The organism is Pseudarthrobacter sp. NBSH8 (assembly GCF_014217545.1).
In the GTDB taxonomy this organism is placed as follows: Bacteria; Actinomycetota; Actinomycetes; order Actinomycetales; family Micrococcaceae; genus Arthrobacter.
The window spans coordinates 520,024-545,395 of record NZ_CP043178.1 but is presented as its reverse complement, the minus strand read 5'-3'; the positions used below and the strand labels follow the sequence as shown (position 1 = coordinate 545,395).

General features: G+C 65.3%; 19 protein-coding genes, 1 tRNA gene, 1 other RNA gene and 1 pseudogene. 11 read left to right on the top strand and 11 right to left on the bottom strand.

The window, feature by feature from the left end; all coding sequences use genetic code 11:
* The first annotated feature begins 25 nt into the window (after positions 1–25).
* On the top strand, positions 26–1,441 hold the full coding sequence (locus FYJ92_RS02530; RefSeq protein WP_370526243.1) for a stealth family protein: 1,416 nt from the start codon (positions 26–28) through the stop codon (positions 1,439–1,441).
* A 77-nt stretch (positions 1,442–1,518) separates the two neighbouring features.
* Here the strand turns inward: FYJ92_RS02530 and FYJ92_RS02525 are convergent, their stop codons facing one another.
* The 3 genes from FYJ92_RS02525 to FYJ92_RS02515 form a co-directional block, all read right to left on the bottom strand.
* Positions 1,519–2,451 carry a phosphodiesterase gene (locus FYJ92_RS02525; protein WP_185262464.1) on the bottom strand — a complete coding sequence of 311 codons (933 nt, stop codon included), beginning with the start codon at positions 2,449–2,451 and terminating at the stop codon, positions 1,519–1,521.
* 122 nt (positions 2,452–2,573) lie between these two features.
* A complete protein-coding gene (locus tag FYJ92_RS02520; RefSeq protein WP_185262463.1) occupies positions 2,574–3,101 on the bottom strand; it encodes a glutathione peroxidase in 528 nt (175 codons plus the stop codon).
* Positions 3,102–3,254: 153 nt separating this feature from the next.
* The gene (locus tag FYJ92_RS02515; protein ID WP_255482265.1) at positions 3,255–4,451 is read right to left on the bottom strand and encodes a M23 family metallopeptidase; all 1,197 of its coding nucleotides are present in this window, start codon (positions 4,449–4,451) and stop codon (positions 3,255–3,257) included.
* 165 nt (positions 4,452–4,616) lie between these two features.
* On the opposite strand from FYJ92_RS02515, the gene FYJ92_RS02510 reads away from it, so the two are divergent.
* Complete coding sequence (locus FYJ92_RS02510) at positions 4,617–5,534, top strand: oxygenase MpaB family protein (RefSeq protein WP_185262462.1); 918 nt, start codon at positions 4,617–4,619, stop codon at positions 5,532–5,534.
* A gap of 130 nt (positions 5,535–5,664) precedes the next feature.
* Here the strand turns inward: FYJ92_RS02510 and FYJ92_RS02505 are convergent.
* Positions 5,665–5,752 (bottom strand) — tRNA-Ser (locus tag FYJ92_RS02505).
* Between the two features lie 311 nt (positions 5,753–6,063).
* Between FYJ92_RS02505 and FYJ92_RS02500 the strand changes: the two are divergent.
* The 4 genes and pseudogenes from FYJ92_RS02500 (at position 6,064) to recR (ending at position 10,652) form a co-directional block, all read left to right on the top strand.
* Positions 6,064–6,413 (top strand): annotated as a pseudogene (locus FYJ92_RS02500) (hypothetical protein).
* A 189-nt stretch (positions 6,414–6,602) separates the two neighbouring features.
* Positions 6,603–6,699: signal recognition particle sRNA small type (ffs, locus tag FYJ92_RS02495), an RNA gene on the top strand.
* Between the two features lie 50 nt (positions 6,700–6,749).
* Positions 6,750–9,989 carry a DNA polymerase III subunit gamma and tau gene (locus FYJ92_RS02490; RefSeq protein ID WP_185262461.1) on the top strand — a complete coding sequence of 1,080 codons (3,240 nt, stop codon included), beginning with the start codon at positions 6,750–6,752 and terminating at the stop codon, positions 9,987–9,989.
* Between the two features lie 63 nt (positions 9,990–10,052).
* A complete protein-coding gene (recR, locus tag FYJ92_RS02485; RefSeq protein WP_056348564.1) occupies positions 10,053–10,652 on the top strand; it encodes a recombination mediator RecR in 600 nt (199 codons plus the stop codon).
* A 40-nt stretch (positions 10,653–10,692) separates the two neighbouring features.
* Here the strand turns inward: recR and FYJ92_RS02480 are convergent, their stop codons facing one another.
* The 3 genes from FYJ92_RS02480 to FYJ92_RS02470 all read right to left on the bottom strand — a co-directional run bounded on the left by FYJ92_RS02480 (position 10,693) and on the right by FYJ92_RS02470 (position 14,082).
* Positions 10,693–11,769 (bottom strand): hypothetical protein, encoded by a 1,077-nt coding sequence (locus FYJ92_RS02480; protein WP_185262460.1) that lies wholly within the window; start codon positions 11,767–11,769, stop codon positions 10,693–10,695.
* Positions 11,770–11,962: 193 nt separating this feature from the next.
* Positions 11,963–13,114 (bottom strand): ABC transporter permease, encoded by a 1,152-nt coding sequence (locus FYJ92_RS02475; RefSeq protein WP_185262459.1) that lies wholly within the window; start codon positions 13,112–13,114, stop codon positions 11,963–11,965.
* Positions 13,111–14,082: an ABC transporter ATP-binding protein gene (locus FYJ92_RS02470; protein WP_185262458.1), complete on the bottom strand. Its 972-nt coding sequence runs from the start codon at positions 14,080–14,082 to the stop codon at positions 13,111–13,113. Before FYJ92_RS02470 ends, FYJ92_RS02475 begins: the two co-directional genes overlap by 4 nt.
* A gap of 215 nt (positions 14,083–14,297) precedes the next feature.
* Between FYJ92_RS02470 and FYJ92_RS02465 the strand changes: the two genes are divergently transcribed.
* Complete coding sequence (locus FYJ92_RS02465; RefSeq protein ID WP_185262457.1) at positions 14,298–15,656, top strand: aspartate kinase; 1,359 nt, start codon at positions 14,298–14,300, stop codon at positions 15,654–15,656.
* 92 nt (positions 15,657–15,748) lie between these two features.
* On the opposite strand, the gene FYJ92_RS02460 is transcribed toward FYJ92_RS02465, so the two are convergent.
* Positions 15,749–15,964, bottom strand: coding sequence for a hypothetical protein (locus tag FYJ92_RS02460; protein WP_185263633.1), 216 nt, complete (start codon positions 15,962–15,964; stop codon positions 15,749–15,751).
* Between the two features lie 131 nt (positions 15,965–16,095).
* Positions 16,096–16,338: a hypothetical protein gene (locus tag FYJ92_RS02455; RefSeq protein WP_185262456.1), complete on the bottom strand. Its 243-nt coding sequence runs from the start codon at positions 16,336–16,338 to the stop codon at positions 16,096–16,098.
* Between the two features lie 80 nt (positions 16,339–16,418).
* Between FYJ92_RS02455 and FYJ92_RS02450 the strand changes: the two genes are divergently transcribed.
* The 4 genes from FYJ92_RS02450 to FYJ92_RS02435 are packed head-to-tail and all read left to right on the top strand — an operon-like array spanning position 16,419 to position 18,765.
* On the top strand, positions 16,419–16,901 hold the full coding sequence (locus tag FYJ92_RS02450) for a MarR family winged helix-turn-helix transcriptional regulator (RefSeq protein WP_185262455.1): 483 nt from the start codon (positions 16,419–16,421) through the stop codon (positions 16,899–16,901).
* A 40-nt stretch (positions 16,902–16,941) separates the two neighbouring features.
* Positions 16,942–17,505, top strand: a complete 564-nt coding sequence (locus FYJ92_RS02445) for an SSI family serine proteinase inhibitor (protein WP_185262454.1) — start codon at positions 16,942–16,944, stop codon at positions 17,503–17,505.
* Complete coding sequence (locus tag FYJ92_RS02440; protein WP_185262453.1) at positions 17,483–18,415, top strand: 3-methyladenine DNA glycosylase; 933 nt, start codon at positions 17,483–17,485, stop codon at positions 18,413–18,415. The genes FYJ92_RS02445 and FYJ92_RS02440 overlap by 23 nt, the downstream gene beginning before the upstream one ends.
* A complete protein-coding gene (locus tag FYJ92_RS02435; RefSeq protein WP_185262452.1) occupies positions 18,412–18,765 on the top strand; it encodes a serine protease inhibitor in 354 nt (117 codons plus the stop codon). Before FYJ92_RS02440 ends, FYJ92_RS02435 begins: the two co-directional genes overlap by 4 nt.
* Positions 18,766–18,848: 83 nt before the next feature.
* Here FYJ92_RS02435 and FYJ92_RS02430 read toward each other — a convergent pair whose 3' ends face one another.
* Together FYJ92_RS02430 and FYJ92_RS02425 are read right to left on the bottom strand one after the other, a co-directional pair.
* Positions 18,849–21,956, bottom strand: coding sequence for a S8 family peptidase (locus FYJ92_RS02430; protein ID WP_185263632.1), 3,108 nt, complete (start codon positions 21,954–21,956; stop codon positions 18,849–18,851).
* Positions 21,957–22,329: 373 nt separating this feature from the next.
* The gene (locus tag FYJ92_RS02425; RefSeq protein ID WP_370526242.1) at positions 22,330–25,296 is read right to left on the bottom strand and encodes an exo-alpha-sialidase; all 2,967 of its coding nucleotides are present in this window, start codon (positions 25,294–25,296) and stop codon (positions 22,330–22,332) included.
* Positions 25,297–25,372: the final 76 nt, after the last annotated feature.

Below are 25,372 nucleotides of genomic sequence, written 5' to 3'. Positions count from 1 at the left end.
CCACAACCGGACGCCGTTCCAGGCCATGGTTGAGGACCTGTTGTTCCTGCGTGGTGTCCTCGCGGGCGAAAACCTGGACTACCTGCTGGTCCGGGGCAACAACGACCGTCCGGTCATCGCCCTGGACTGGAAGGACCGCAAGAAGCTGCGGGCAGCCCTGGTGGGGGCCTGCCGCAACGAGCCCGTCTACTCCATGACCGTGGACGCGAAAAAGAAATCCTCCGTGCTGGTGGCCGACGGGGACCTCTCCCCCAACCGCCAGGCCCGCATCTTCCGCCTCTACCGTCCACGGGTTGAGCCGGACGGCGGTTTCGAGTTCGGTTCCTCCGCCGGCGTCCAGATTGAGCTCTGGAGCTTTGAGGGCGACCAGCTGATCCTCCCGATCGAAAACTCCCTGACCCGCCGCACCATGCAGTCCCAGGACGCTGTCCGCGGGACGGTTGAACGGTACGGGCACACCTGGCCCACCATCGAGAACATGTTCGCAGATCACGCCAGCGACATCAGCTTCGACATCGATCTGGTCTTCTCCTGGGTGGACGGCAGCTCGCCCGATTACATCGCGGCCCGCCGCGCCCAGCAGAAGGGTGTGGTTCTCGGCGAAGGCGACGACAACGAAGCCCGCTTCCGGCAGATCAACGAACTCAAATACGCCCTGCGCTCGGTATACATGTTCGCGCCCTGGATCCGCCGCATCTTTATCGCCACGGACTCCCCCGCCCCGGAGTGGCTCGCCGATCACCCGTCAGTGACCATCGTCCGCAGCGAGGAATTTTTCGCCGATCCCACAGTGCTGCCCACGCACAATTCACAGGCCGTTGAATGCCAGCTCCACAACATCGAGGGCCTCTCCGAGCACTTCCTTTACTCGAATGACGACATGTTCTTCGGCCGGCCTGTGGGCCCGGACATGTTCTTCACGCCGGGTGGCGTCACCAAGTTCATCGAGGCCGAGACCCGGATCGGGCTGGGCGATAACGATGCCGAGCGCAGTGGCTTCGAGAACGCCGCCCGAGTCAACCGCAAGCTGCTCTGGAACCGCTTCGGGCGGATCACCACGCGGCACCTCGAGCACACCGCTGCCCCGCTGCGGCGCAGCGTTGTGGCCAGGATGGAGCGTGAGTTCCCGGAGGAGTTCCAGAAGACGGCGGGCAGCAGGTTCCGCGCCGCCGACAACATCTCGGTCACCAATTCCTTCTACCACTACTACGCGCTGCTCACAGGCCGCGCGGTCACCCAAACCGCAGCCAAAGTGCGTTACGTGGACACCACCGCCCGCGCCGGGCTGAACTACCTGCCCAAGCTGCTGGCGAAGCGGAACATGGACTTCTTTTGCCTCAACGACGGCAGCTTCCCCGAGGTCCCGGCGGACGAGCGCGCCGAGATCGTGACCGATTTCCTGGAGAAGTACTACCCCATCAAGGCGCCCTGGGAACACTGAGGTTGGGTGAACCAACGTCGGGCACTCTGGCGTTGGTCCACCGGTGTGGGGGCTCATGCCGCTGCCGCCGAGCAGGGCTAGACAGCGAAGTTCGGAAGGGATACCTTCCTGACGCCTCCTGCTTTCGCGCTGTCAGGGATGCTGACGCCCGCGGCGGCCAGTCGCTCGGCCGTCATTTCCGAGGTGACATGCTCCCCTACGGTGGCCGCGTTCCCCAGCGGAACCACGGAGTGGACAATGGTGTGCTCATAGACGTGCACCAGGTTGAAGGCCTGCCCGCCGTCCCGGCCGCGGGTACCGCCGACGGCAACGTTGAGGTCCTGGGTGTAGCACGTCGCCGAGGCAACAGAGACAGGAATCCCCGCAAACGTGGCGGTGGTCGAGTAGTGCAGATGCCCGGCAAGAATGGTCCGGACGTCGGAGTTGCGGACCACCGAAGCCAGGCTGGCCTGATCCCGCAGTTCCACGAGCACTGCAAGGTCCAGGATCGACGGGACCGGCGGATGGTGGAGCGCCAGGATGGTGCCGTCGGGGGCAGGGGTATCCAGCTGGCGGGTAAGCCACCCCAGCTGTGACGGGCTTAGCTCGCCGTGGTGGTAGCCCGGGACCGAGGTGTCCATGGTGATGATGCGCAGGCCATTGATGAAGTAGCTTCGATCCACCGGTGCATCGCTCGCCGGCTCGTCCAGCAGCCCGGTCCGGAAGTTGGCGCGGTTGTCGTGGTTGCCCATCGCCCAGATGACTTGGGCGCCCATGTCTTCGCAGGCGGGATCAACAATTGCCCGGAGCTTTGCGTAGGCTTGGGGGTCGCCTTGGTCGGCGAGGTCGCCCGTGAAGATCACGGCCTCGGGCCGCGCGCCGGAAGCCCTGACTTCGTCGAAAAGCTGAATGAGCTTGGCTTCGCTGTCAACTGTGCCGTAAAGGGCATCCGGACCTCCCAACAGGTGGGGGTCGCTCAGGTGGAGAAGGAAGTGGCGTGGCCGGGGGTGTTCGGCCTCGATGTGCTTCATTGCTGCCTCTGTGGTTGGTGGGAAACGGCGTTTCCCTTCTACCCTTCAGTAACTATTATCCAATCAGACAATTGGCAAACTGTGGGTAAATTGTTGCGGCCAAGTTGGAAAAAACTAAAGAATTAAGGCCTGGAAAGTCCGGTTGTGGGCGCCGGGCCGTCAAATTCGGCCAGTGCCATTTCGATGGCATCGATAACCTCCGCGGAGTCCGGTTCAACGGTGGGCGCGAAGCGTGCCACCACCTCACCCTTGCGGTTGACCAGGAACTTCTCGAAGTTCCATTTCACCAGGCCGGGCAGCACACTGGTTTTGAACCTGGTCAGCTCCGCATAGAGCGGATGCTGATCCCTGCCACGCACGTTGGCCTTGGCCGTCAGCGCAAAGGTGACACCAAAATTCCGCTCGCAGAACTCGGCGATCTCGCTGTCGTTGCCTGGCTCCTGGCCGGCGAATTGGTTGCACGGAACTCCGAGCACGTCGAAGCCACGGTCGCGGAACTTCTCGTACAGCGTCTCCAGGCCCCCGTACTGAGGAGTGAACCCGCACTTTGACGCCACGTTCACCACCATCACCACGTTGCCTTTGAACCGGCCAAAATCGGTTTCGGTGGCGTCGTTGAGGGTGAGGGGAATGGTGTACAGATCTGTCACAGCGCCGTCCTTGAAAGGTTGGTCATGCAGGTGATTCGTTGCCAACCATCAAGGGTAAGGGTGCAGTCTGGGAGTTTGCCGTCAGCGTCTCGCAGTGTCGGACCAGGTTTCGGTGTCTGTGGGCGTCGCGCTGGTGCCAGGCCTGAACGGCCGCTACCTGGAGACAGTGGTCGTTGGAGACGGGGATTCGCTCGTCGTCGGAGCAGGCGACGTGCCCGTGGGGGTGGGGGACGTCGTCGTCGGCGTAGCGCTTGAGGTTCCCGTCGGCGATGGCGTCGTCCCGGGCGAGGAAGACGTCGTGGAGGCTGACGCCGACGTACTGGCTGTTTCCGTCGCCGTTTCGGTTGCTGTTGCTGTTGCTGTTGCTGTTGCAGTTTCCGACGCCGTGGGGTCCGGCGACGCGGCTTTAGACGACGTAGCTTCCGACGACGGGCCTTCCGTCAGTGCCGCGTCATGCGGTTCCGGCGTGGTCGCCGGTGGTTCCACTGGCGGCGCCTCGGACAGCTCCTCTTCGCCGCCAAGGACGGTGTGGCTGTTGTCCTCGGCAACCGGGATGGCCCAGCGTTGCGCGCCGTCAGCTGCGGGCTTGGCGTCATAGCTGACCATGGCTATGTCCGCGAGCTCGTCCACCTGACGAATAGGGAGGAGTGTCCAGTTCAGCGGGCTGGTGTGCTTGCCGTGGAGGATGGTTTCGAAATGCAGATGGCAGCCCGTGGACCATCCCGTGGTGCCAACCCGGGCCATAACCTGCCCCACCTGCACGGAATCCCCCGTCCGGACGGCGACAGCCTCCAGGTGGTTGTACGTGGTGATCAGTCCGTTGCCGTGGTCTATCTCCACGCGGTTCCCGCCGCCCCAGGGGTGCCAGCCGGCGGCCCTGACCACGCCGGCGTCGGCCGAATAAACCCTGGTGCCGCAGCCTGCAGCGAAGTCCTGGCCCAGGTGGAAGTCGCCGCCCGCACCGTTGATCGGGCTGACCCGAAACCCGAAAGGAGAGCTTGAGATGAGGAGTTCAAGGGGCGCCATGAGGGACCCGTCCGGCGGGCGCGTGAGCCCGGCCGAGGCCACATTGAGCGGAGCGCTCCTGCCCTTGGCGATGGTCCTGACCAGTGTGCGGTTGAACGGAACCAAGGCCCGGCTGTCCGTCAGGAACGCACCGGCCAGCCCAGGCAGGCCAACGTGCCCGGCACCGACCGGCGCAGCCGGGCGGTGTTCAATGGGGGGCGTTCCAGGGAATCCGACGGTGAAGAGGGCCGCGGCAACAACGGCACTGGCGGCCAGGACGCGCACAGCCATGACGCAGCCGCCCGCAGGCTCCTTCGCCCGGCCGGATCCCCAATGATTGCCCACTCGCTGCTCCCGGGTTGGCCCGCCAGACCCCGGATCCAGACGGACAGTACCACTTCATGGGACCACAAAGCCCCGTGCATGTGAACCCCCGCGCCGGTACGGCTGCGGATATTATGTGGATCCACATCGAAACATGGCCGCCGGGCTCTGGGAGAGAATGGTGGCATGCGAAATTTCCTCAGGGAATGGCAGGGCGAAATCAAACGGGTATTCACCGGCAGCACGGACGGCCCGCCCGCGTGGGTTCCGCGGCTGGCCGAGGGGGACGACGCCGGCTATCACCTGCCCGGCTCGGCCGTCTGGGCGGTGCACGGCTCCATGACCACCATTGTGGCCGGAGTCCGCGCGCTCCTGATGCAGGCCTTGCATCCGGGAGCGCTGGCGGGAATCCACGAGCACTCCGACTTCCGCGCAGATCCGCTGAGCCGGCTGGCGCGGACCATCCGCTGGATCTTCACTGTCACCTATGGCCCGCAGGCCGCCGCAGACGAGGCTTCCGCCAGGGTACGTCGCCTGCACGAACCTGTTCAGGGGAATTACGGTGACGGGCACGGCGGCGCGCGGAGCTACTCGGCCAATGATCCGGAACTCGCCCGCTGGGTCCACATCGCGTTCGTGGACGCCTTCCTCGCAGCCCACAAAATCTGGGGTGCCGCGATCCCCGGCGGACCAGACGCCTATGTCCGTGAGTGGGCCCAGGCCGGGCGGCTGATGGGCATAGGGGATCCACCCCTCAGCGAGGCCGAAATGCGGGAGCAACTGGACCGCTGGTATGACAACGGTGAGCTGGTCGCGGACAGCAGGGTTGCCGAGACCGTCGAGTTCATCCGCAACCCGCCGCTGCACCCGTTGCTGCGTCCTGGCTACCGGATCATCTTCGCCGGCGCCGTCTACAGCCTGGAACCGAAGTACCGCCTGATGCTGGGGCTCCAGGTCCCCCGGCTGGGGCCGTTCCCGCTCCCCGTCAGGCTGGCGACGAAGGCGACTCTCGGTGTCGTACATCTTGCCCTTGGACGCGGGCCTGGACCCAGCGAGCAGGCGGCCCGGAAACGCCTCCGCCGCCTCGGCTATGCGGGCCGCTGACCCGGACAGCTGACCGGAGAAGCTGAGCCGGGCAGCTGGGCTGGGCAGCTGAGCTCCAGTCGCCGGTCAGCGCCTGGCTGGAGCAAAGCAAAAAAACCCGGCCCTGACGAGGTCAGAACCGGGTTTTTGCTGGCGGAGAATGGGGGATTTGAACCCCCGAGGGCGTTAACCCAACACGCGTTCCAGGCGTGCGCCATAGGCCGCTAGGCGAATTCTCCAGCTGCTTTCGAATCAAAAGCAGATACTAGAATACCTGAACTTTCCGGCATCGCCCAATTGGCCCTTCGGGCTATTACCGCGGGCGCGCAACCCGGACCCCATCTGGCTGCTTAACGTAAAAATGGACACCCCCAATGCGCCCATTCCTCCGATACGCCGTTGAGCTGCCGGGTCCGGCCCTCCAGCCAGGCCCCGCAGCTCACAACCTTGAGATTGCCCCAATCGGTGTACATATCCATGATCGGCCCTATCCGCCGGATAAGCAATGGAATTGCTGCCGGCAAGCCTGCCTTCTTGGCAGGATGAGGCCATGACACAGCTGCACGCCCTGGTGGTTTACGTTCCGGATACCCACACGGAGACGCTGCTCGCGGCAATCGGCGGCGCCGGCGCGGGCAAGATCGGGAACTATTCCCACTGCGCCTTCACGTCCTCCGGTACCGGGCGCTTCACTCCGTTGCCTGGCGCCGAGCCGTTCATCGGAGCCGTGGGTGCGGGCGAGCGCGTGCCGTGGGTGCGGGCGAGCGCGTGCCGGAAACCCGTGTGGAGTGCGTTGTGGAAGAAGAGATGCTCGACGCCGTTGTGCCGGCCCTCCGCGCGGCGCACCCGTACGAGGAGCCGGCATTTATGACCTGGCCAGTTGACGGCTGGCGACGCTAGCTGGATTGCCTGCAGGCGTTGCACCGCTTTCGCGGTCCTCGCCCGCTTGAGCGGGGCGGGCCCGCAACGCTTGAGCGGGCCTGGGAAGCTCATCGAGAGATGCGCGCCGCGAGGTGGCACCCCAAAGGGGCTACGGCCGGCCGCTGCCCGGGCCGTCCAGACCTTCCCGAATCTTCGGGTAAACTTGTCTGCGGCCCCTCATGTGGCGTCATCCTGTTGAACTCCCCCAGGACCGGAAGGTAGCAAGGGTAAGCGGGCTCTGGCGGGTGCATGGGGGGTCTTTACTATTCCCCCACAGGGCGGCAGAATGTCAGCCCGGATTGGTAGGGTCTTCTCGTGACTGTTACTACCACCGCCCTTTACCGCAGGTACCGCCCGGACTCCTTCGCTGACGTTATCGGGCAGGAACACGTCACGGAGCCGCTGATGACGGCACTGCGGAAAAACCGCGTTAATCACGCCTATCTCTTCTCCGGCCCCCGCGGTTGCGGAAAGACCACCTCCGCCCGCATCCTGGCCCGCTGCCTCAACTGCGCCCAAGGCCCTACGGATACTCCCTGCGGTACGTGCCCCAGCTGCATTGAACTGGCACGCGGCGGCTCAGGCTCCCTGGACGTCATCGAGATCGACGCAGCCAGCCACGGTGGCGTGGACGACGCCCGCGACCTCCGCGAACGCGCAACGTACGCTCCGGTCCGCGACCGTTACAAGATTTTCATCATCGATGAGGCCCACATGGTCACCTCCGCCGGCTTCAACGCCCTGCTGAAAATCGTTGAAGAGCCGCCGGAGCACATCAAGTTCATCTTCGCCACGACGGAGCCGGACAAGGTCATCGGCACCATCCGCTCCCGCACGCACCACTACCCTTTCCGGCTTGTCCCGCCGGAGCCGCTGATGGCGTACCTGGAACTGCTCTGCAACCAGGAAAACGTTCCCGTGGCACCCGGCGTTTTGTCCCTGGTGGTCCGGGCCGGCGGCGGCTCAGTCCGAGATTCCCTGTCTGTGCTGGACCAGCTGATGGCCGGCGCCGGACCCACCGGCCTCAATTACGAGCTGGCCGTTGCCCTGCTCGGCTACACGCACGCATCGCTGCTGGATGACGTGGTGGAAGCTGTGGCCGCCTCAGATGCCGCCACCGTTTTCCGGGCTGTGGACCGCGTGGTGCAGACCGGCCACGATCCCCGCCGCTTCGTCGAGGACCTGCTGGAACGCTTCCGCGATCTCATCATTGTCCAGGCCATGCCCGAAAGCGCCCAGGTTATCCTCCGCGGCATGCCGGCGGACCAGATCGCCCGGCTCCAGAACCAGGCGCACAACCTCGGGGCCTCCGAACTCTCCCGCGCAGCCGATGTCACCAACACGGCGCTGACCGAGATGACCGGCGCCACGTCCCCCCGGCTGCACCTCGAGCTGCTTTGCGCCCGCATCCTGCTCCCCAGTTCGGAACAGACCGAACGCGGCATCGCTGCCCGGATCGACCGCGTGGAGCGGCGCCTGAACTACGCAGGGAACGACGTCGGTGCTCCCGCTCCGGCGGCCGCGGTTGCTCCAGTGCCAGCCGCGGCAGCACCTGCTGCGGCACCAGCTGCAACACCACCTGTTTCTGCCCCACCCGTTTCCGAGGCTCCAGCTGCGGCGCTTCCGGTTGCTTCGGTTCCGGCCGCGACGCCGGAACCTGCGGCGGCGCCGGTTGCCGGGCAGCAGCCTTCGGCGCCCGCCGCTGCCGGTCCCCGGTCTGCCCGGCCACAGGCCGTCGGAGCCGAAGAGGCCAGGCCGACGCTGACGCCGCCCAGGGTCAGCACCAACGACTGGCCGGTTGACGAGTCCACAGGCCGGCGGCCCGCTTCCACGCCGCAGGCAACCGGTCAGCCCAACCGGGAGACCAGGCAACACGCCACCCGCGAAGTTCCGCCAGCCACCCCGCCGGCAAACACAGACGACGTCGCGGTTCCTGCCCCGGCTGCGCCTGCCCCTGCCGCTGCCGCCGTTGCGGCAGTGACCGGGGATGTTGAAGTCCTGCGCCGTGCCTGGCCGGAAGTTCTGCAGACGCTCTCCAAGATCAAACGCAGCACGTGGGCCCTGGTTGAGCCTAACTCCCAGGTAGGTGCCTTCGACGGCCAGGTCCTGACGCTTTCCTTCAGCACCACGGGGTTGGCCAGCGCCTTTGGCCGGGCTGACCACGCTGAGAACCTGCGGCAGGCGATCCACAAGACGGTAGGCATCGACTGCCAGATCACCGCAGTCGCCGGTGGCGCCGCCAACAGTTCAGCGAGCGCTGAGCCAAACCCAAAAGCACCCGCTAGCCCGGAAGCTCCGGCCAGTTCAGCCGATGTCGCGTGGGGCCTGGCCCCTGCCACCGCTGTTTCCACCCCTGCCGCCCCTGCCACCGCGCCCGCACCTTCTCTTGCCCCCTCCCCCGCGACGCGTGCTCCTGAACCGGCCGTACTTCCTGCCACTGCTGCGCCCCCTGCCGCTTATGCACCTTCCACAGTCCCAGCGGCTCCGGCGGCTCCTGTCCGGCACACCGGCGCCGTCAGCGCCCCGGCAGCCACCGAGTCTGCCCAGGTACCAGCCGCCCAGGGTCAGTCCGAGCCGGCTGAGTCTGATGTCACTGCCGGCCCGTACGCCTACTCCGATGACGACTGGGGCCCGCCGCGCGACGAAGATGCTCCGCCCCTGGACGAGGAACCCCCCATGGACTGGGATCCATCGGCTCCTGCTGCGCCACGGCTGTCGCCTGCACAGCCTGGCTCTTCGGCAGCCGCACCCGCCAAGCGGCCTGCTCGAGGTACCTCAAAGGCTGCAGCATCAATAACTTCCCCAACGGCCAGGACCTCTGCCGCTCCGTCGCAGCCCGACGCGGCACTGGATCCGTGGGGCCGCGCCGTCGAGCAGGCTCCGGGCGTATGGGTTGTTGGTACCGAACCCAATGTTGGCAAAAGCCTGAACACGCCCGTCCCTGAAGAGGCCGCTAGCGCCGCTCCCGCCCCCAGCTACGAGCCGGCCACCGCTCAGATGCCTCAGAAGTCACCTGTCGTTAGCCAGTCCGAGGCCGACGCCAGTTGGGGCTTGCCGGCCGTGGCTGTCGCCGCAACGTCCGGCGTAGCTGCGCAGCAACCAGCCGCACCACAAAGACCCGCACCACAAAGCCCTGCACCGGAAACCGCGGCGTTTCCTAGCCCGGCGCCGACCGGCCAAGTCCCAGCGGCTCCGGCAGTCCACACGGAGAAAGCGGTGGTTCCAGAACCTGCCGATGTCCGCGAGTACGCCATGGCATCGACTACTCCGGCAGCCGCGCCCCTGCAACCGGCACCGGCAACCTCCGAGTCCGCTGCTGCCGCCCGGCAGAGTCTTTACCAGCGCCTGTCCAACAGCCCCGAAGCCGAAGCCGGGCGCGCCAAGGCTCCAGCCAAGGCTGCCGCCGCCACCTACGTCCAGGACATTCCGAGCGCGGACGATGAAACCATCGAGGAATCCGGCGTCTTCGGACGCGCCGCCGTGGAGCGTATTCTGGGCGGAAAGCTCATCGAAGAGCGGTCTCCGGACGGAAGCCCCATCGTTTCGAGGTTCTAGGCACCTGCAACACGTGCTCCCGCAACTCCAATCACCATTCAAGCCAAACCAAAAGAGGAAAACGTGTACGAAGGCGCAGTCCAGGAGCTGATTGACGAGCTCGGACGGCTTCCCGGTGTCGGTCCCAAGTCCGCCCAGCGGCTTGCCTTCCACATCCTCGAAGCGGACCCCCAGGACATGAAGCGACTCGTGGAAGCCATCACCATGGTGAAGGAACGCGTGAAGTTCTGCACGGTATGCGGCAACGTCACCGAGCAGGAACTGTGCAACATCTGCCGCGATCCCCGGCGGGACCCGTCAGTCATTTGTGTGGTGGAGGAGTCCAAGGATGTCCTCGCCGTGGAGCGCACACGATCCTTCCGCGGCCGCTACCACGTGCTGGGCGGGGCCATCAACCCCATTGCCGGCGTGGGGCCCGAGCAACTGCGGATCCGGGAACTCCTGACCCGGCTGAACGACGGCGCCATCCAGGAAGTCATCATTGCCACCGACCCCAACCTCGAAGGCGAAGCAACGGCCACCTACCTGGCCCGGATGCTGAAGACCATCGGCATCGTGGTAACCAGGCTGGCCTCCGGCCTGCCCGTGGGCGGCGATCTTGAGTACGCCGACGAGGTCACGCTCGGCCGCGCATTCGAAGGCCGCCGCAACGCCCTGACCTGATCTGACCTGATCTGGCCTGGCGTTATCTGGCAGGACGCGTTCAGGCGGCAGGGTTGAGCCGTCGTCGGGCAGCCCGGTAGCCACCTGCCAACAGAATGCCCGCGGCCCCGGACTGCGTGCCAACGCCGATCAGTGCCAGTGGCATTTCGGCGCCTGTCTTCTCCTGTTCCTGCCCCTCCACACAAGGAACCTGGGCTCCTTCCGCTGCGTTTTGCAGTTCCCCGGGGAGCCAACCCAAGACGTTCTCCTTAGGCTCGGCTTCACCGGCAATCAGCGCCAGGATCACCATCGGGTTGCTCGTTGCCATCCAGAAGATCCGCTCGGTGTGGTAGACCTCGGAGATACCACGGAACTCCGGCGAACACCCATAGGAGACAACCGTGCCGAACTCGTCCCGCTGAATGTTGATGGCCACCAACACCGGCTCATACGCCCTCACGCTGGGCAGCAGCGCTATCACCGCCACCACATTTCCAACCAGAAGCAACGCTGCGACGCCCCACGCCAGAACCCTTCCCTGCTGACCTTCAAACCACCGCGCAGCGCCCGCGCCAATGCCGCCAAAAACCAAGACTTCAAGCATCATCAGGACATAGGTCACCCCGGCAATTGCGGGCGAGGACTCAGACCAGAACGCGAGCAGCAGCAGGAAAACGAAAGCCACGCTGGCGAAGACCAATCCTGTGGCACTGCAGCGCGCCCAGTCCAGCAACGGGCCGTCCACCGCACCCTCGACGGGATCCTGGCCACCGCCGCGCCGTACGTACCCCCACCGGACAGCGAGTACGCAGCTCATCAGCACCAGCATTGCGGCCGTGAGCATGCACACCCAGGCATGGGAATCCGGCGGCAGGTCACCGCCGGTGACCAGGGCGATCACCAACAGCGTACCGGCGCCCCAGCAGGCACCGAGAATGGCGGCGCTCTCCCACCAGAAGCGGCCAGAGCGGACAGTCTGCAGCGCCGTTGCCAACGCACTGCCGACGAGCAACCAAACCTGGGCGCCGCCCGGGGACGAGCTGTCCCCGGCGTCGTCTTCGTCGTCGTACTGGTATTTTCCGGCGCCAATGGGTTCGTACAGAGGTTCGTCGTCGGCCGGATCTTTCCCGTCAGCCACGGACCTCATCCGCCACGTTCTTATCAGCCACGTGCCGCCTCCATCCCTATGGACAGGACCAGCCCCGACAGCCAGCCGCCATGTCGGCCAGCTACTCCAATCGTGATCCGCTGAAGCAGGCCTGTCCAGTACCCCCGCAGTCCAGTGGCCTAGCCGTCAAGGCAAGGACTGTCACGGCAGGGGCACGCCGGCTTTAGGCAATGCGTGTTCCGCTCGCCATCCTGTGCGCCGGGGTGCGCAGCGATCGCCAACCCAGCCACATCAGCAGCCCGGCAAGCAGCAGCTGCAGGCCAAGCCCCAGCGGCCACAACGGAGTGGACTGCGCCAGATACTGAGGCTTGGCCTCGCCGTTGGCGCAAGGGTATGTGCCCTCCGGACCGGCCATGGCGTAACGCGCACCCTGGCTGATGGATTCGATGGCCCCTACTGGTGACGACATGCCGAAGCCACTGTTAACCCGGACCGTATAGGGGATGGCGTCGGCCACCACCACGTAGGGGTTCATGGCAAGCATCCATGCCACCCTCTCTGTGCGCACGGTCGGCTGGGCACGCAGCGGTCCGGAGCAGGTGTACGCCGGTTCCTCCGCCACCGTGTCGTCGGGTACCGGCCGCAACTGTTCGTAGTTGCGGTACTGCGCCTGGTTGGCCATGATGGTTCCCTGCGATAGCCCGGTGCCCAGGCCAAAGGCAATCAGGGAACCGAAAACCAGCCCGGCCACGGCAAGGTACGTGACCACAATCGAGAACAGCGGGCGCCCCGCCAGCGCGGAAATTCCGACGCCGATGGCACACACTACGCCGACTTCAACGGCCAGCATCAGCAGGGCCACGAGGACATGGCCGGGCGTCATGCCGCCGAGGGCGACTCCGATGATCAGGAACGGCGTGCTGGCCACCAGGAATGCCAGAGCGGCGGTCCACGCGGCGAAGAACTTGCCCCACAGGATCTGGCCGGGCCGCAGCAGGGTCACCTGAAGGATGGCCAGGGTGCCGCCGGCGCGGTCGCCGTTGACGGCATTGGCAGAGAGCGCGGGCGCCACCAGCAACGCGAAAAGGAGAACAAAGGCCAGGACCACTTCGAAGATCATGGACCCTGGTCCGGTGTCGGGCGGCATGAAGTTGGAGTAGGCCCGCTGGGCTTCGCGCTGGGCATTCCAGCTGGCCCACGTCAGCCAGGTCACCAGGCCCGTCAGGATGAACCAGATGGCCAGCATGATGTACCAGCCGCGGGACCGGAGCCGCTGTTTGAGTTCCAGGACCACCACATCACGGATACCGGTAAGATAGCCGGCACCAAAACCGGCGGCCGCCGGGCGCTGGGTTATATCTGTCAGCTCGCTCATCGCCGCTCCCCCTCAAGGTTCATGTAAGTCTCTTCCAGGGCACCCGAGGCGGGCGCAAAGGAGCTGACCCCGACGCCGGCGAGCACCAGGTCGCGCAGGAGGCGGGCGGCGTCGTCGTCGTTCAGCAACACCAGGCTGACGGCCGGCCACCGGCCGTCCTCAACCCGGAACGCCAGGCCCAGCTCCGTTAGTTTGGCGGCGAGCGCGGTACCGTCGGTTGCCGAGATGGCGTAGCGCCTGCCGGAGGCGGAAGCCCCATCCGTGGTCTGGTGCCGGACCGTCTTCCCCTGGTTGACGAACACCGCGGCGTCGGCAATCTCGTCCAGCTCGCTGAGTACGTGGGAGGAGACAACTATGGATTTGCCCTCCGCCGCGAGCTGCCGCAGCATCACGCGCAGCTCCACCCGCGATCCCGGGTCCAGGCCGGACGCCGGCTCATCGAGGAGCAACACGGACGGATCGTGGATCAGGGCCCGGGCCAGGCTGAGGCGCTGCTGCTGCCCCCGGGACAGGACGCGGGCCGGCTGGTCCGCCAGATCGCTCAGGCGGACACGTTCCAGCATGGCGGTGACGCGCTGCGGGATGCCGGCCTTGGGCAGCTGGTAGAAACGGGCTATCTGCGTGAGAATTTCACGGGCGGTGAGGGACTCCCACACCCCCAGGGTGTCCGGCATCCAGCCAATCCTTTTGCGCACTTCCGCGCTGTGGTGCTGCGGATCGAGCCCATCCACCGTAATAGTGCCGGAATCCGGTGCCAACAGCGAAGCCAGCATAAGCAACAAGGTGGTCTTACCGGCCCCGTTAGGGCCGATCAGGGCGGTGACCTTACCCGCCGGAGCATGGAAATCCATGTGCTCGACGGCGTGCACCTGCCCGAAGCGGCGGCTCACCGCGGAGGCGCTGATGCCGTCCTGGCGAGGGCTTTCCGGCTGGGCCGGAATGCCTATTTGGTCCCAATTTTCTGTCATTTTCCGAGCACCTGTCCCCCAAGCCGTTCATACATACTGACTATTTGAGCCTACGCCCGAGCCGACGGGCGCAGTATCCGCCGGAAGGCTGAGATTTGGACACAATTCCGCGTGCGGCCACAGGCGGCGATAAACTGGGCTGACACGTCACGCCGTCCAGCCGCAAGGCCGTGCCTGACCTCCAGAACTCCGATTGATCCAGTGAAGGTACGCGCATGAGTACGCCCACTTCCGAAGTGCACGCAGCAACGCAGCCACAGGAGCTGCCCGAAGACCCTGCCGTGACCAAACAGCTGATCGTGCAGAAGTTCGGCGGCTCCTCGGTGTCGGATGCCGAGGGAGTCAAGCGCGTCGCCAAGCGCGTGGTCGACGCCCAGCGCGCCGGCAACGAAGTGGTGGTGGTCGTTTCGGCCATGGGCGACACGACCGACGAACTGCTGGACCTTGCCGCCCAGGTGACTGATTCCGCCCCTGCCCGCGAGATGGATATGCTCCTCTCCGCCGGTGAGCGCATCTCCATGGCCCTGCTGGCCATGGCCATCAACAAGTTCGGCGCCTCAGCGCAGTCCTTCACCGGCTCCCAGGCGGGCATGATCACCGACGGCATCCACGGCAAGGCGCGAATCATCGACGTCGATCCGCACCGCATCCGCACCGCCCTGGACAAGGGGCACATCGCGATCGTGGCCGGCTTCCAGGGCATGAGCCGCAGCACCAACGAGATCACCACCCTGGGCCGCGGCGGTTCGGACACCACCGCCGTCGCCCTGGCTGCCGCACTCGATGCCGATGTCTGCGAGATCTACACAGACGTTGACGGCATCTACACCGCAGACCCCCGGGTGGTGCCGTCCGCCCAGAAAATCGACACCATCTCCAGCGAAGAAATGCTGGAACTCGCGGCGTCCGGCGCAAAGATCCTGCACCTGCGCTGCGTTGAATACGCACGCCGGTTCGGCGTGCCGTTGCATGTCCGGTCCTCATTCAGCCAGAACGAAGGCACCTGGGTCATCCCCAGCGCCGAAGACAAGATCACCACTCAAGAGGGAGTTGCCTTGGAGCAGCCAATCATCTCCGGCGTTGCACACGACCGTTCCGAAGCCAAGGTCACCGTGGTGGGTGTCCCGGATATCCCCGGCAAGGCCGCGGCGATCTTCCAGGTCATTGCCGACGCCCACTCGAACATCGACATGATCGTGCAGAACGTTTCCACGCACGGCACGGGCCGGACGGACATTTCCTTCACGCTTCCCATCGTCGAAGGTGCGGAGGCCCTGGCAGCACTCAAGGCCGCGCAGCCGGACATCGGCTTCGAGAACATCGAATACAACGAACAGATCGGCAAACTGTCCCTGATCGGGGCCGGCATGCGGTCACACCCGGGCGTCTCTGCGACGTTCTTCAAGGCCCTGTCCGACGCCGGGATCAACATCAACATGATCTCCACCTCGGAAATCCGGATCTCCGTGGTGACACACGCCGATCTCCTTGACGACGCCGTCCGGGCCATCCACAAGGCCTTCGACCTGGACAGCGAGGACGAGGCAACCGTCTATGGTGGCACCGGTCGTTAGGCCAAGTCCGCCCTCTACATGCAACGCGGGGTCACTTCCGGCCCGATAACCTTCGTTTATCTGGCCGGGAGTGACCCCGTGTTGCCCTTGTTTCAGGCTTGTTTGTCCAGTACTTCGCGACGCACGGCGTAGTGATGACCTTCGGAATCGGTTTCCACTGCGAAGTGGGAAAGGTCCTCGTCAGAGGCCTGCTCATACTCATCATGCTTGTGGACCACGGGCAAATCCGTGTCCAGACGCGTTGCCGGCCCGAAGACAAAACGGAGCCTGTCAGTCACGTGCATAAAACCGGTGAGCGCATGTCCCATTGTTTCCACCCCCTTCCCGCGTTGCGGGTGAAGAGCCGCTACCTCCTGTTGGAGTCAGTGCCCTTATTTTACGCCCGCTTCCGCAAAAAGAGCCCAGTGAGGTTCGGCCTGATGGAACGGCCGGGAGAGGCTCAGCGGAGGGACTGGTCGTCCGGGTTCCTGGGCACAACATAGGTGCTGCCGTCCGGCCGGGTGAGCGTTTCCCATTGCTGGGTCTCCCGCTCGCGCTGAGCCAAGAGTGCCTGGTTCTCTTCGGTCATGTCATGCACCAGGGAACTGCGGTTGGCAGGGCCGAAAATTGCCCGGAGCTTCCCGGTTGCCCGCATGAACCGCTGGGATGCGTTGCCCTTGTCCGCTGACTTGCCTGTGCCCATGAAAGTGACCCCTTCTATAGAACCATCTACTCGCTCCAGTGTACGCTAACAATTAGTGCACTAACTATTGGAGGAATGTGATGACGGTACGGGCCGGCGCTGCGCGGCAGCAGGACGATGACCTCCGCTTGGAACAGCAGCTCTGTTTTGCCCTTACCGTGGCATCCAGAAGCGTAGTGGGCGCCTACAAGCCCGTCCTCGAAAAGCTCGGCCTCACACACCCGCAATATCTCGTGATGCTGTGCCTTTGGGAATCAGCACCCCGCACCCTGCGCAGCATCAGTGAAGCCCTGGTTCAGGCGCCGGCCACGATCTCACCGCTTCTTCGGCGGCTGGAGGAGGCCGGCTTTGTCACCCGCCAGCGGGTGGACGGAAACGAACGCAGCCTTGCCGTGGGCCTGTCGCCGGCCGGCGCCGCCCTGCGTCAGCAGGCCATTGCCGTCCCGGGCACCATGATGGAACGCCTGGGGCTGACCCGGGAGCAGGTGGGCGAGCTGCACAAGTCCATGATGGGGCTTATCGCCGCGACCGCCGGAACCGACGGGCAACCAGTCGGGGAGTAAACCCGCCAAGGCGTAAAATGGCAACAACCTAGGAGGGTCCATGCGTTTGAGATCAGTACGGCCATTGCTGGCGGTCCTCGCCGTTGCCTTGCTTGCCGCGTGTACGGGCACCCCTGACGGGACCGGGACTTCGTCCGCCACCCCTTCAGCCAGCTCCTCCGCCAGCCAGGGCACCTCCGCCGCCCCCGCTCCGGATACCGAGACCACTGTCCCGGCACCGTCCCCTTCCGCGCCCCCAGCCCCGACAGCGGGCCCCGGCGCCGGAAACGCCGAGCTTGCCATCATGGTCAAGCCCTCTCCCGCTGAGCCGGCGGTGAACTACACACTGGTCTGCCGCGATGGCCTTCCCACAGCCGAGAGCAAGCACCCCACGCCTGAGGCTGCGTGCACTGCCCTTAAGAACAACGCTGCGCTCCTCAGCCCTGCTCCCAGGAGCAAAGACGTGGCCTGCACCGAACAATACGGCGGCCCGCAGACCGCCACAGTCACCGGGATTGTGGACAATACTCCTGTGGATGCCACATTCGCGCGCACCAACGGCTGCGAAATCGGTGCCTGGACCGCAGCCCGGGACATCCTGGGTGCCAGCGGTGGAGCAACTTAGCCTGCTGACGGCCGATGCCCGGTGCGCCCGCGAAAAAGCGTACGAGCAACGCGTCCGCCGTTATTCCGATCCCTACCTTGCCCGCCGCTCGGCGGGCCGGAAGCACCCGGTGGAGGATTTTCTTTTCACTTACTACACGCAGAAGCCTGGCCAGCTGCTGCGCTGGCACCCCGGAGCCGGCGTCGTACTGACCGGGGAAGCGGCGTCTGCCCGGATGGGCTGGAAGCACTACAGGACGCTCGACGACGGCGAACTCGCCTCCCTGGGGTTGCCGCCAGGAACCCCTGCCGTGACTTTTGATCGCGACAAATTCTTGGCCGACCGGCACGAGGCTGTGGCCTTCGCGGACATCATTCTCCGCGGCACCGCGGCCCGCCCTGCGCAGTTTGGCTGCTTCGGGCTGCACGAATGGGCCATGGTCTACCGCCAGGACAAGTTCGACCGGCGCCACGAATACCTGCAGCTGAGGCTGGGTTCTACCGGCACGGACAAAGTGGTGGAGGACAACCGGATCCGGTGCTCACACTTTGACGCCTTCCGCTTCTACACGCCCGACGCCATTGCGCTGAACGAACTGACGCCCAGCCGCGAAAACCAGCGGCACATGGAACAGCCGGGCTGCCTGCACGCCAACATGGATCTCTACAAGTGGGCATACAAATTGCTGCCTGCGCTTCCCGGCGAACTGGTTATGGATTGCTTCGAACTGTCCTGGCGGATCCGGGCCATGGACATGCAGGCCTCCCCCTACGACCTCGCGGAGTGGGGTTACCCGCCCGTTCGGATCGAAACAGCTGAAGGCAAAGCGGCCTACGTTGAGCATCAGCGGGCCTTCGCGGCCGAGGCTGCCGCGCTTCGCGCGCGCCTGGCGCAGGCCTTGGCACCGCTTCGGACGGCAGGGACGGTATGAAGGACCTCGAGCTGACCATCAAGGTCACGGAAGACCCCGACGCCCCCGAGTACGAATTCCGGCTGATAGTCCACGATGGCCGCCCCGCCGACGGTTGCACGTTGCCCGATCCGGCAGGAGCGTTGTCAGCCATGGAACGCTTCGGCGAGGACATCTTCTTCCCCAAACCGGGCCCCCCGAAACTCTGCACACAGCAATACGGCGGGCCGCAGGTGGCCGTTGTGACCGGCTCCATCAACGGCCGTCCCGTGAGTGTGACTTTCCGGCGAACTGACGGTTGTGAAATCTCCCGCTGGCGCGCCATGGCGCCCCTGCTCGGCGGGACAATGGGTTCCCGCGGCGAAACCTGACCCTCGGCGGCAATCTCCGCACCGACGGAAACGCCGCCGGACCCAAGCGGTCCGGCGGCGTTTTCCGGTTTCATTCTGAAGAGCTAGAGATCCATGTTGCGGTTTCCGGAGAACTCCGGGACCTCCTGCTTCTTCTTTTCCTTTTTGATCTTGTCCTTCTTGTCGTTCGAGTCCGTGGCAGGGTTATCGGCCGTTTCATCATCAGGGACCACCACAGCACTGCCCGGAGTGACAACCACGGAGACGAAGGTGGGCACGCTCGAACCGTCGAACGTCACCCGGCCGATGTACGAGCCCTCTGCGAGGTCCTTCCACTGCAGCTTCACAATTCCCGCTTGGCCATTACCGAGCCGCAGCGGATTGGGGGTCACCGTGGCATTTCCCACATTGGCTCCCAGCACCGCCGCGTCCACGGACGCCTTGGTGGGCTGCCCATTGGGGCTTGCGTAGAGGTTCACAAAAATCGTGTAAACGCCCGGCGCCGGGTTCGGAACCGAAAGCGATTCACTGGCAGAGGCCGTCTGGGCCAGCAGCGCCTGTCCCGCCGGGTTGAAGACCACCATGTCGAAGTCGGCGGCCTGGTCGGCTGAAAAGACGGAGAACTTTGCCAACGGCGATCCTGCCGGAACGGTGACCTCCTTGGCGAAGTTGGACGCGTTCGTTGCCAGTGCCAGCGGTCCGGGAACCAGCTCGATGGCTGAGGAGTCAGCCTTGGACAGACCATCCAGGGTGACCTTCACGGGCGCGTTGGTGCCGGAAACCACCGGAATGTCGCCCTGCCCCTGGCCGCCTTCCGAAGCGAAGGCCAGGTTCGCCGGCGCCACCACCGACTGCGGGCGGACAGCCACCGGCGATGCCACGTTCTTGCCGGCACCCTGCCAGACGAGGTTGCCCATGGCAAACTGCCCCAAAGCAGCGCTGGTGTTCTCGAACTTGACCTTGAAAGTGCGCTTCTCGCCGGCAGCATTGAAGCTGAGGATCGACGGCGTGACCGTCACCTTAATGCCGGGAACATTGGCCTTGGCCCGGTAGACGCCCGGGGTCAGCGCGGTGAGCGTCCGGGTGACCTCGGTCTTCCCGGTAAGCGCCCCCAGCGCGAACGAGGCAACGTTCATATCCCGCGGCGCGGTTGTTCCGAGATCCGGGATGCCCAGGTCCAGGCCCGTTCCCTGAATGAACTTCAGGTAGTCGTCCGCTGAATTGTCATAGACCAAGCCGGGATCAAGGACCCGCGCAATGTCTACCTGGCCGGCGCCGGTGGCGAAAACGTTACCGTTCCGGCTGCCGTCTTCGTTCTTGATATCAGCTGCCGTGGTCATCATGGCCGACTTGACGGTGGCAGGAGACCAGATGGGGTTCTTTGCCAGAATCAAGGCGCCGAATCCGGCCACATGCGGCGCAGCCATTGACGTGCCGGACATCATGCCGAACTGGTCGCCGCCGGAACCGATGGGCGCAACGCCTGCCAGCACCGCTACACCCGGCGCTGCCACGTCAGGTTTGAGGAGGTCTGAGCCGGTGGCAAGCAGCGGGCCCCGGGAGGAGAAGCCGGCGATCTGCGGCTGCGGCGCGGCCGGAAGGCCCGTGGTGTCCGTGTTCACCAGGGCGACCTTGATCCCGGGGTTGGCGGTGATCTTGTCCTTGATCTGCTGCGTGGCCGGTGGGTTCACGTGCACTGTGGGGACTGCGTGACGGTCCAGGTCCTCGGAGGAGGTGGTCACGTTGACCAGGATCATGCCGATGCCGCCGGCACGCTGCACCTCGGCGCTCTTGGCTACGCGGTCCACCACCCCGCGGTCGCAGACAACGATCTTCCCTGTCACTTTGGCGGGATCCAGGGCATTGGGGGCGCACAGTTCCGGGTTTGCTGCACCGGCGGCTGCAGCACCTGCCGCCAGCACAACGTTGCTCGCAGGAACGGGAGCGGCCATAAGACTGGCGCCGCGGTACTTGCTGCCGTCCTCAAATTCGACGGTTCCCTGCAATGCCGTGGAGAAGGAGCTCGCGGCAACTGTGGTCAGCCACGGCGCGCCGTGGTTCACGGTGCTTGCCGTTGGCCCCGAGTTTCCGGCGGACGCGGCAACAAAGATTCCGGCCGAGGCCGCGGAGAGAAAGGCCAGCGAAACGGGGTCTGTGGTGGTTGAGGTACTGCCGGAGATGGAGTAGTTCAGCACATCCACTCCGTCCAGGATCGCTTGATTGATCGCGGCCACGGAGGCGGAGCTGTAGCACCCGCCCGTGGCCGGATTGTTGTCCTCCCAGCAGACCTTGTAGACGGAGATCTTTGCGGCCGGTGCCACCCCGCTGGTGATACCCATATCGGTTGCACCAAGGTTGGCCCGGACGTTCGCATTGCCCGCGGCGGTGCTGGCCGTGTGCGTCCCGTGGCTTCCCACATCCACAGGCGAAATCAGTTCTTCGGGCGCACGGTTCTCCGGTGCCACGTACGCCATGTAGTCGTCAGCGAAGTAGCGGGCACTCAGGACTTTGGAGTTGCAGGCGCTGCCGTCAAACGCAGCGCCGGTCCCCTGGCCCTTCTGGCACTCACCGACGAAGGTGTCGCCGTCGGACTTGAGCATGGCGATATGGCCGTCCGCCGTGGGGTATGGAGCGCCCACCTGGGCCTGGCCGGCGAGGGGTTGCACGGCATCCCCGGCGAAGAAGGGGTTCGAGGGGGTGTAGCCGGAGTCAATCACGCCCACTACGACGCCCTTGCCGGCATTTTCCTGCCCGCCGAAGGCAGTCTTCCAGAGGCCGTTTCCGCCACTGAGCCCAAGGAAGTCCGTGGTGGAGTAATCCGGCGTGTTCTCCGTGTCCGGCGCCACTACCAGGACGGACGGGTCCTTGGCGAGCTGTACGGCCTGGTCGGCGGTCAAATCGGCCGAGAACCCGTTGATGGCAGCCGTGTACTGGCGCTTGATCCGGACGCTTTCGGACCCGGCCACGGCGTTCTGCCTGCCCTCAAGGTGCGCCTGGTACTGCTGGACTTCGGGCCGGTCGGCGTCAAGCTTGCGGCCGCTCTGGGGCTTGGTCGCGGCGAGTCCGGGAGACCCGCCGTCGTAGGTGGCAGCCGGTTTCTCGGTCAGCACCACAATGTAACGGCCAGCGGGGTAGTCGCCTGGGGTGATCTTCTTTGGGGCAACTGCCGTGTTTGCTTCAGCGGGCGCCGCGGTAGCGGGGCTCATCGCCATCGAAGAAAGGAGCAGCGGCAAGCCCACGGCCAATGCCGCCGCCTTCCGGATACCCCCGCCCCGAATGGGGCTTTTTCCGGTTGATTTCACGAGCGACTACACCTTTTCACGAGGAACGGCCGGCCACGTTGCCGGTCTGGAGCAGCTGGGAACGGCGCACAGCATTACAGATTTTGTAATGCTGTGACCAGCCGTTACAAACGGTACAGACTGAGAGCTAAATATGACATAGGACACATTAGTTGCGTACGTCAATCATGCGGCGTTTAGGGGAGAGCCGGGAAGGCACACAAGAAGACCCCCACGTGGGCCGGACTTTAGGTGAGTCCGGCTCCACGCGGAGGTCGTCTTTGGTGCTGGGAAATCACCTGGCTTAGCCCTTGGGAGTCACCTGCAGGCGGTCGAAGGAGACCTGCTTGCCATCCTTGTCCAGCACCACAACGTCGTCGCGGCCGTTCTGCACGCCGGAAGGCAAGATGAACTCAACCGTGTTGTCCGTGGTGGGGAAAATCCAGCCGATCCGGTAGCTCTTCTTGTTCAGGTACACGTAGTACCACTGGCCGTAATCAAGACCCTTCAGGGTCACCTTCTGGCCGTTGCGGTACTTCTCCTGCGTGCCAAGATCGAACGGAGCAGTCTGCCCCTCAAGGTCCTGGACGGCGAGGACGGGGGCAGTCTCGGGCTGCGCCGGCTGGAGAGCCAGCACCAATGCGCCGCCGGTCACCGTGGCCGTGACCTGCTTGGCGCCGTTGGTAGCGATTGCTTCGAACGAGACGGCGTCGAGGCGTCCTGCCGCGACGTCGGCTGCGGTGAGGACGTGCTCACGCGTCGCCGTCACCGTCCCGCCCACGGCCAGGGCGTCCTGGCCGATGGAAGCGTCCGGGGCGCTGAGCCCGGTGAGGGCAACATTGCCGGCGTTGCCAACGGTGTAGGTGTACGAGACAGCATCGCCTTCGCTGGCGAAACGGTCGCCGTCGGCGTCGGCCCACTCAGCGGACACGGTGCCTTCCAGCTTGGCGTCGCGGACCTTCAGGTCCACTTCGCCGCCGTCGATCGTGTAGACCTTGTTGCTCTGGCCTGCGGAACTGACCTCCCAGGTGGTCTTCGGAACGAAGTAGCCCTGCGCGGCCTCTTCCGCGGTCACGGTGTGGCGCGGCGTGGCGCAGCTGTAGCCCTGGCCGGCCGGGAGCACGCCGTAGCGGCAGTTGCCCGGGCCTTCGGGGACGAACGGGCTGAAGTTGCCGGCGGTCGGAACCACTTTCTCCACCAGCGGGCTCGTGTTGCTCACGCTGAAGGTATACGGAAATGCGTCGCCGGCGGCGTACGGTGCGGTGGCGAGGTCACGGCCGGAGTCCGCACGGGCGCCGGCGATGGTGGCGGAAACCAGACCGTCACGCAGTGCCACCGCGGCGCCGGTGAACGGAACGGTCTTGGTGAGCGACGGCGTCGCGCTGGCCGTGATGGTGAAGCTGACCTGGGGAACGAAGTAGCCGCGCTCGATGTCCTCCGCGGTCACCGTGTGCTTGGCCGTGGTGCAGCTGTATGTGGCACCGGCGGCCAGGTTGTTGAACCGGCAGTTGGGGGCACTGGGTGCGCCGGGCGCGGGAGGCAGGAAACCGGACTCGAAGTTGCCGGAGACCGGGACGGAATTCGCCGTGACGTTCGCTGTGCTCTTGACGGCGAACGTGTAGCTCATGACGTCGCCTGCCTGGTAGGGGCTGGCGATGACGTCGCGAGCCGGGGCGGTTCCGTTGATGGTGAGTCCCACCTGCGGAGCTGACGGGACGGTGGCGGTGAAGGTGAACTGCGAAACCCGGCCATCCGCCGTCGTAAATGCCGCGTTCAGGTTCTGCGGACCACCGGCGTTCGCCGGGGCGGTCAGTGCGACATTGACAGTAGCCGAGGCCCCGGGCGCGACGGCGGGCACGGGCACCGTGGTGGCGGTCCAACCGGCCGGGGTGTAGACGGTGGCGGTGGCGCCGGAGAGAGTGGTGGCTTCCTGGTTGGTGACGGTGACGGCCACCTGCGAGGTGGCACCGGGAGTCGTGGTCACGGCCGGCACGGACAGCGGGGCGCAGGCGTGATTCAGCCAAGCGTCGTCGAACTTCGCGAACTGCATGTTGTCCGTGTAGTTGCCCTCATAAAGAACGCCGAACTTGCCGTCCTCGAGGCGGGACACGGTGGAGTAGGCGGAGAAGCCGGCGCGGATGGTGCGTACGCCGGGCCAGGTGGCACCGTCGTCGCAGGAGATGCGAGCGGAGACGTTCTCGCGGCCGGTCTTGGAATTGGAGTTGGTGAAAATGAGCTTCTTGGCGTCCGCTGAGCCCTGTGCCGCGGCCGGGAACATCCGGGCGATGGAGCCGTTGTTGGCCGGGTCCGGCAGCTCGGTGTCCTGGGTGACCGGGCCGTAGGTGGCGCCACCGTCGGTGGAGACGGCCACCTTGCGGTAGCCCTGGTTGGCGTTGTCGCGGGAGTTCAGCAGCACGCGGCCGTCGGAAAGTTCCACGGTTTTGTTCTCGTCCATGCGGTCGCCCACGTTGGCGCCCTTGTGCCAGCTGACGCCGTGATCGTCCGAGTAGACGCTGTAGGCCTGGATCTTGTTGGTGCCGTCCGCCTGGCGCACATCGCCGGCGTACTGCTGGATCAGGCGGCCCTTGAACTGGCCGTACTTGAGCTGGATGCCTTCACCGGAGGACGCGAAGTTGGAGCGGATATCGCCGGCCACGGGGCTGGTCTTGCTGGTGCCCGGCTTGGTGACGTTGGTGATGAGCCTCGGCTGGGTCCAGGTGACGCCGCCGTCGGAGGATTCGATGACGGCCGAGGAAATGACGGCACGGTCGGCGTCGTTGTTGCCGAACTGGCTGCCGAAGAAGCCCTGGTCCTTGGAGTACACAAACAGCGCGAAGACCTTGCCGGCCTCGGCGTCGTAGATGTAGGAGGGATCGCTGTAGCCGTACCGCGGACCGGAGGCGTCGCCCACGTGGCCTGCGGCGATAACCTGCACGGGGCCCCAGGTCTGGCCCCCGTCAGTGCTGCGGCGCTGCACGATCGAATTGGGATTGGGGGCGTCCGCCGCGCTGCCGGGACGGCCGTCCCATGAGGCGAGCACCACGTTGTTGCCAACGTAGGTGAGGGCGGGAATCCGGTAATAGAAGTTCGCCGCCGTACGGTCGGCGCCGATGTTGGCCTCCGCAAATGAACCGGGAGGTGCGGTGGGGCTGTTCGAGGGGATCGGTTCCGCCTGCGCAGCGATCCCGGACCCGGTTAGCAGCGCCAGCGCTACCAGCCCGGTTCCTGCGGTCCGGCCAATATTTCGGTACCGGCTCCGCTGAGTGAAGATTCGCAATTCCATATCCTTTCAAGGCGCCGCGGGGCGGCGGATCGGGAGAATTCGGCCGTGCGGGCGGTCTCGGCAC

What these genes read in the sequence shown, in the direction of transcription:
- FYJ92_RS02460 (WP_185263633.1), bottom strand. Translation starts at nt 15,964, where the DNA reads ATGGGACATGCGCTCACCGGTTTTATGCACGTGACTGACAGGCTCCGT.
- FYJ92_RS02435 (WP_185262452.1), top strand. Translation starts at nt 18,412, where the DNA reads ATGAAGGACCTCGAGCTGACCATCAAGGTCACGGAAGACCCCGACGCC.
- FYJ92_RS02475 (WP_185262459.1), bottom strand. Translation starts at nt 13,114, where the DNA reads ATGAGCGAGCTGACAGATATAACCCAGCGCCCGGCGGCCGCCGGTTTT.
- FYJ92_RS02450 (WP_185262455.1), top strand. Translation starts at nt 16,419, where the DNA reads ATGACGGTACGGGCCGGCGCTGCGCGGCAGCAGGACGATGACCTCCGC.
- FYJ92_RS02430 (WP_185263632.1), bottom strand. Translation starts at nt 21,956, where the DNA reads ATGGCGATGAGCCCCGCTACCGCGGCGCCCGCTGAAGCAAACACGGCA.
- FYJ92_RS02530 (WP_370526243.1), top strand. Translation starts at nt 26, where the DNA reads ATGGTTGAGGACCTGTTGTTCCTGCGTGGTGTCCTCGCGGGCGAAAAC.
- FYJ92_RS02510 (WP_185262462.1), top strand. Translation starts at nt 4,617, where the DNA reads ATGCGAAATTTCCTCAGGGAATGGCAGGGCGAAATCAAACGGGTATTC.
- FYJ92_RS02445 (WP_185262454.1), top strand. Translation starts at nt 16,942, where the DNA reads ATGCGTTTGAGATCAGTACGGCCATTGCTGGCGGTCCTCGCCGTTGCC.
- FYJ92_RS02455 (WP_185262456.1), bottom strand. Translation starts at nt 16,338, where the DNA reads ATGGGCACAGGCAAGTCAGCGGACAAGGGCAACGCATCCCAGCGGTTC.
- FYJ92_RS02470 (WP_185262458.1), bottom strand. Translation starts at nt 14,082, where the DNA reads ATGACAGAAAATTGGGACCAAATAGGCATTCCGGCCCAGCCGGAAAGC.
- FYJ92_RS02525 (WP_185262464.1), bottom strand. Translation starts at nt 2,451, where the DNA reads ATGAAGCACATCGAGGCCGAACACCCCCGGCCACGCCACTTCCTTCTC.
- FYJ92_RS02465 (WP_185262457.1), top strand. Translation starts at nt 14,298, where the DNA reads ATGAGTACGCCCACTTCCGAAGTGCACGCAGCAACGCAGCCACAGGAG.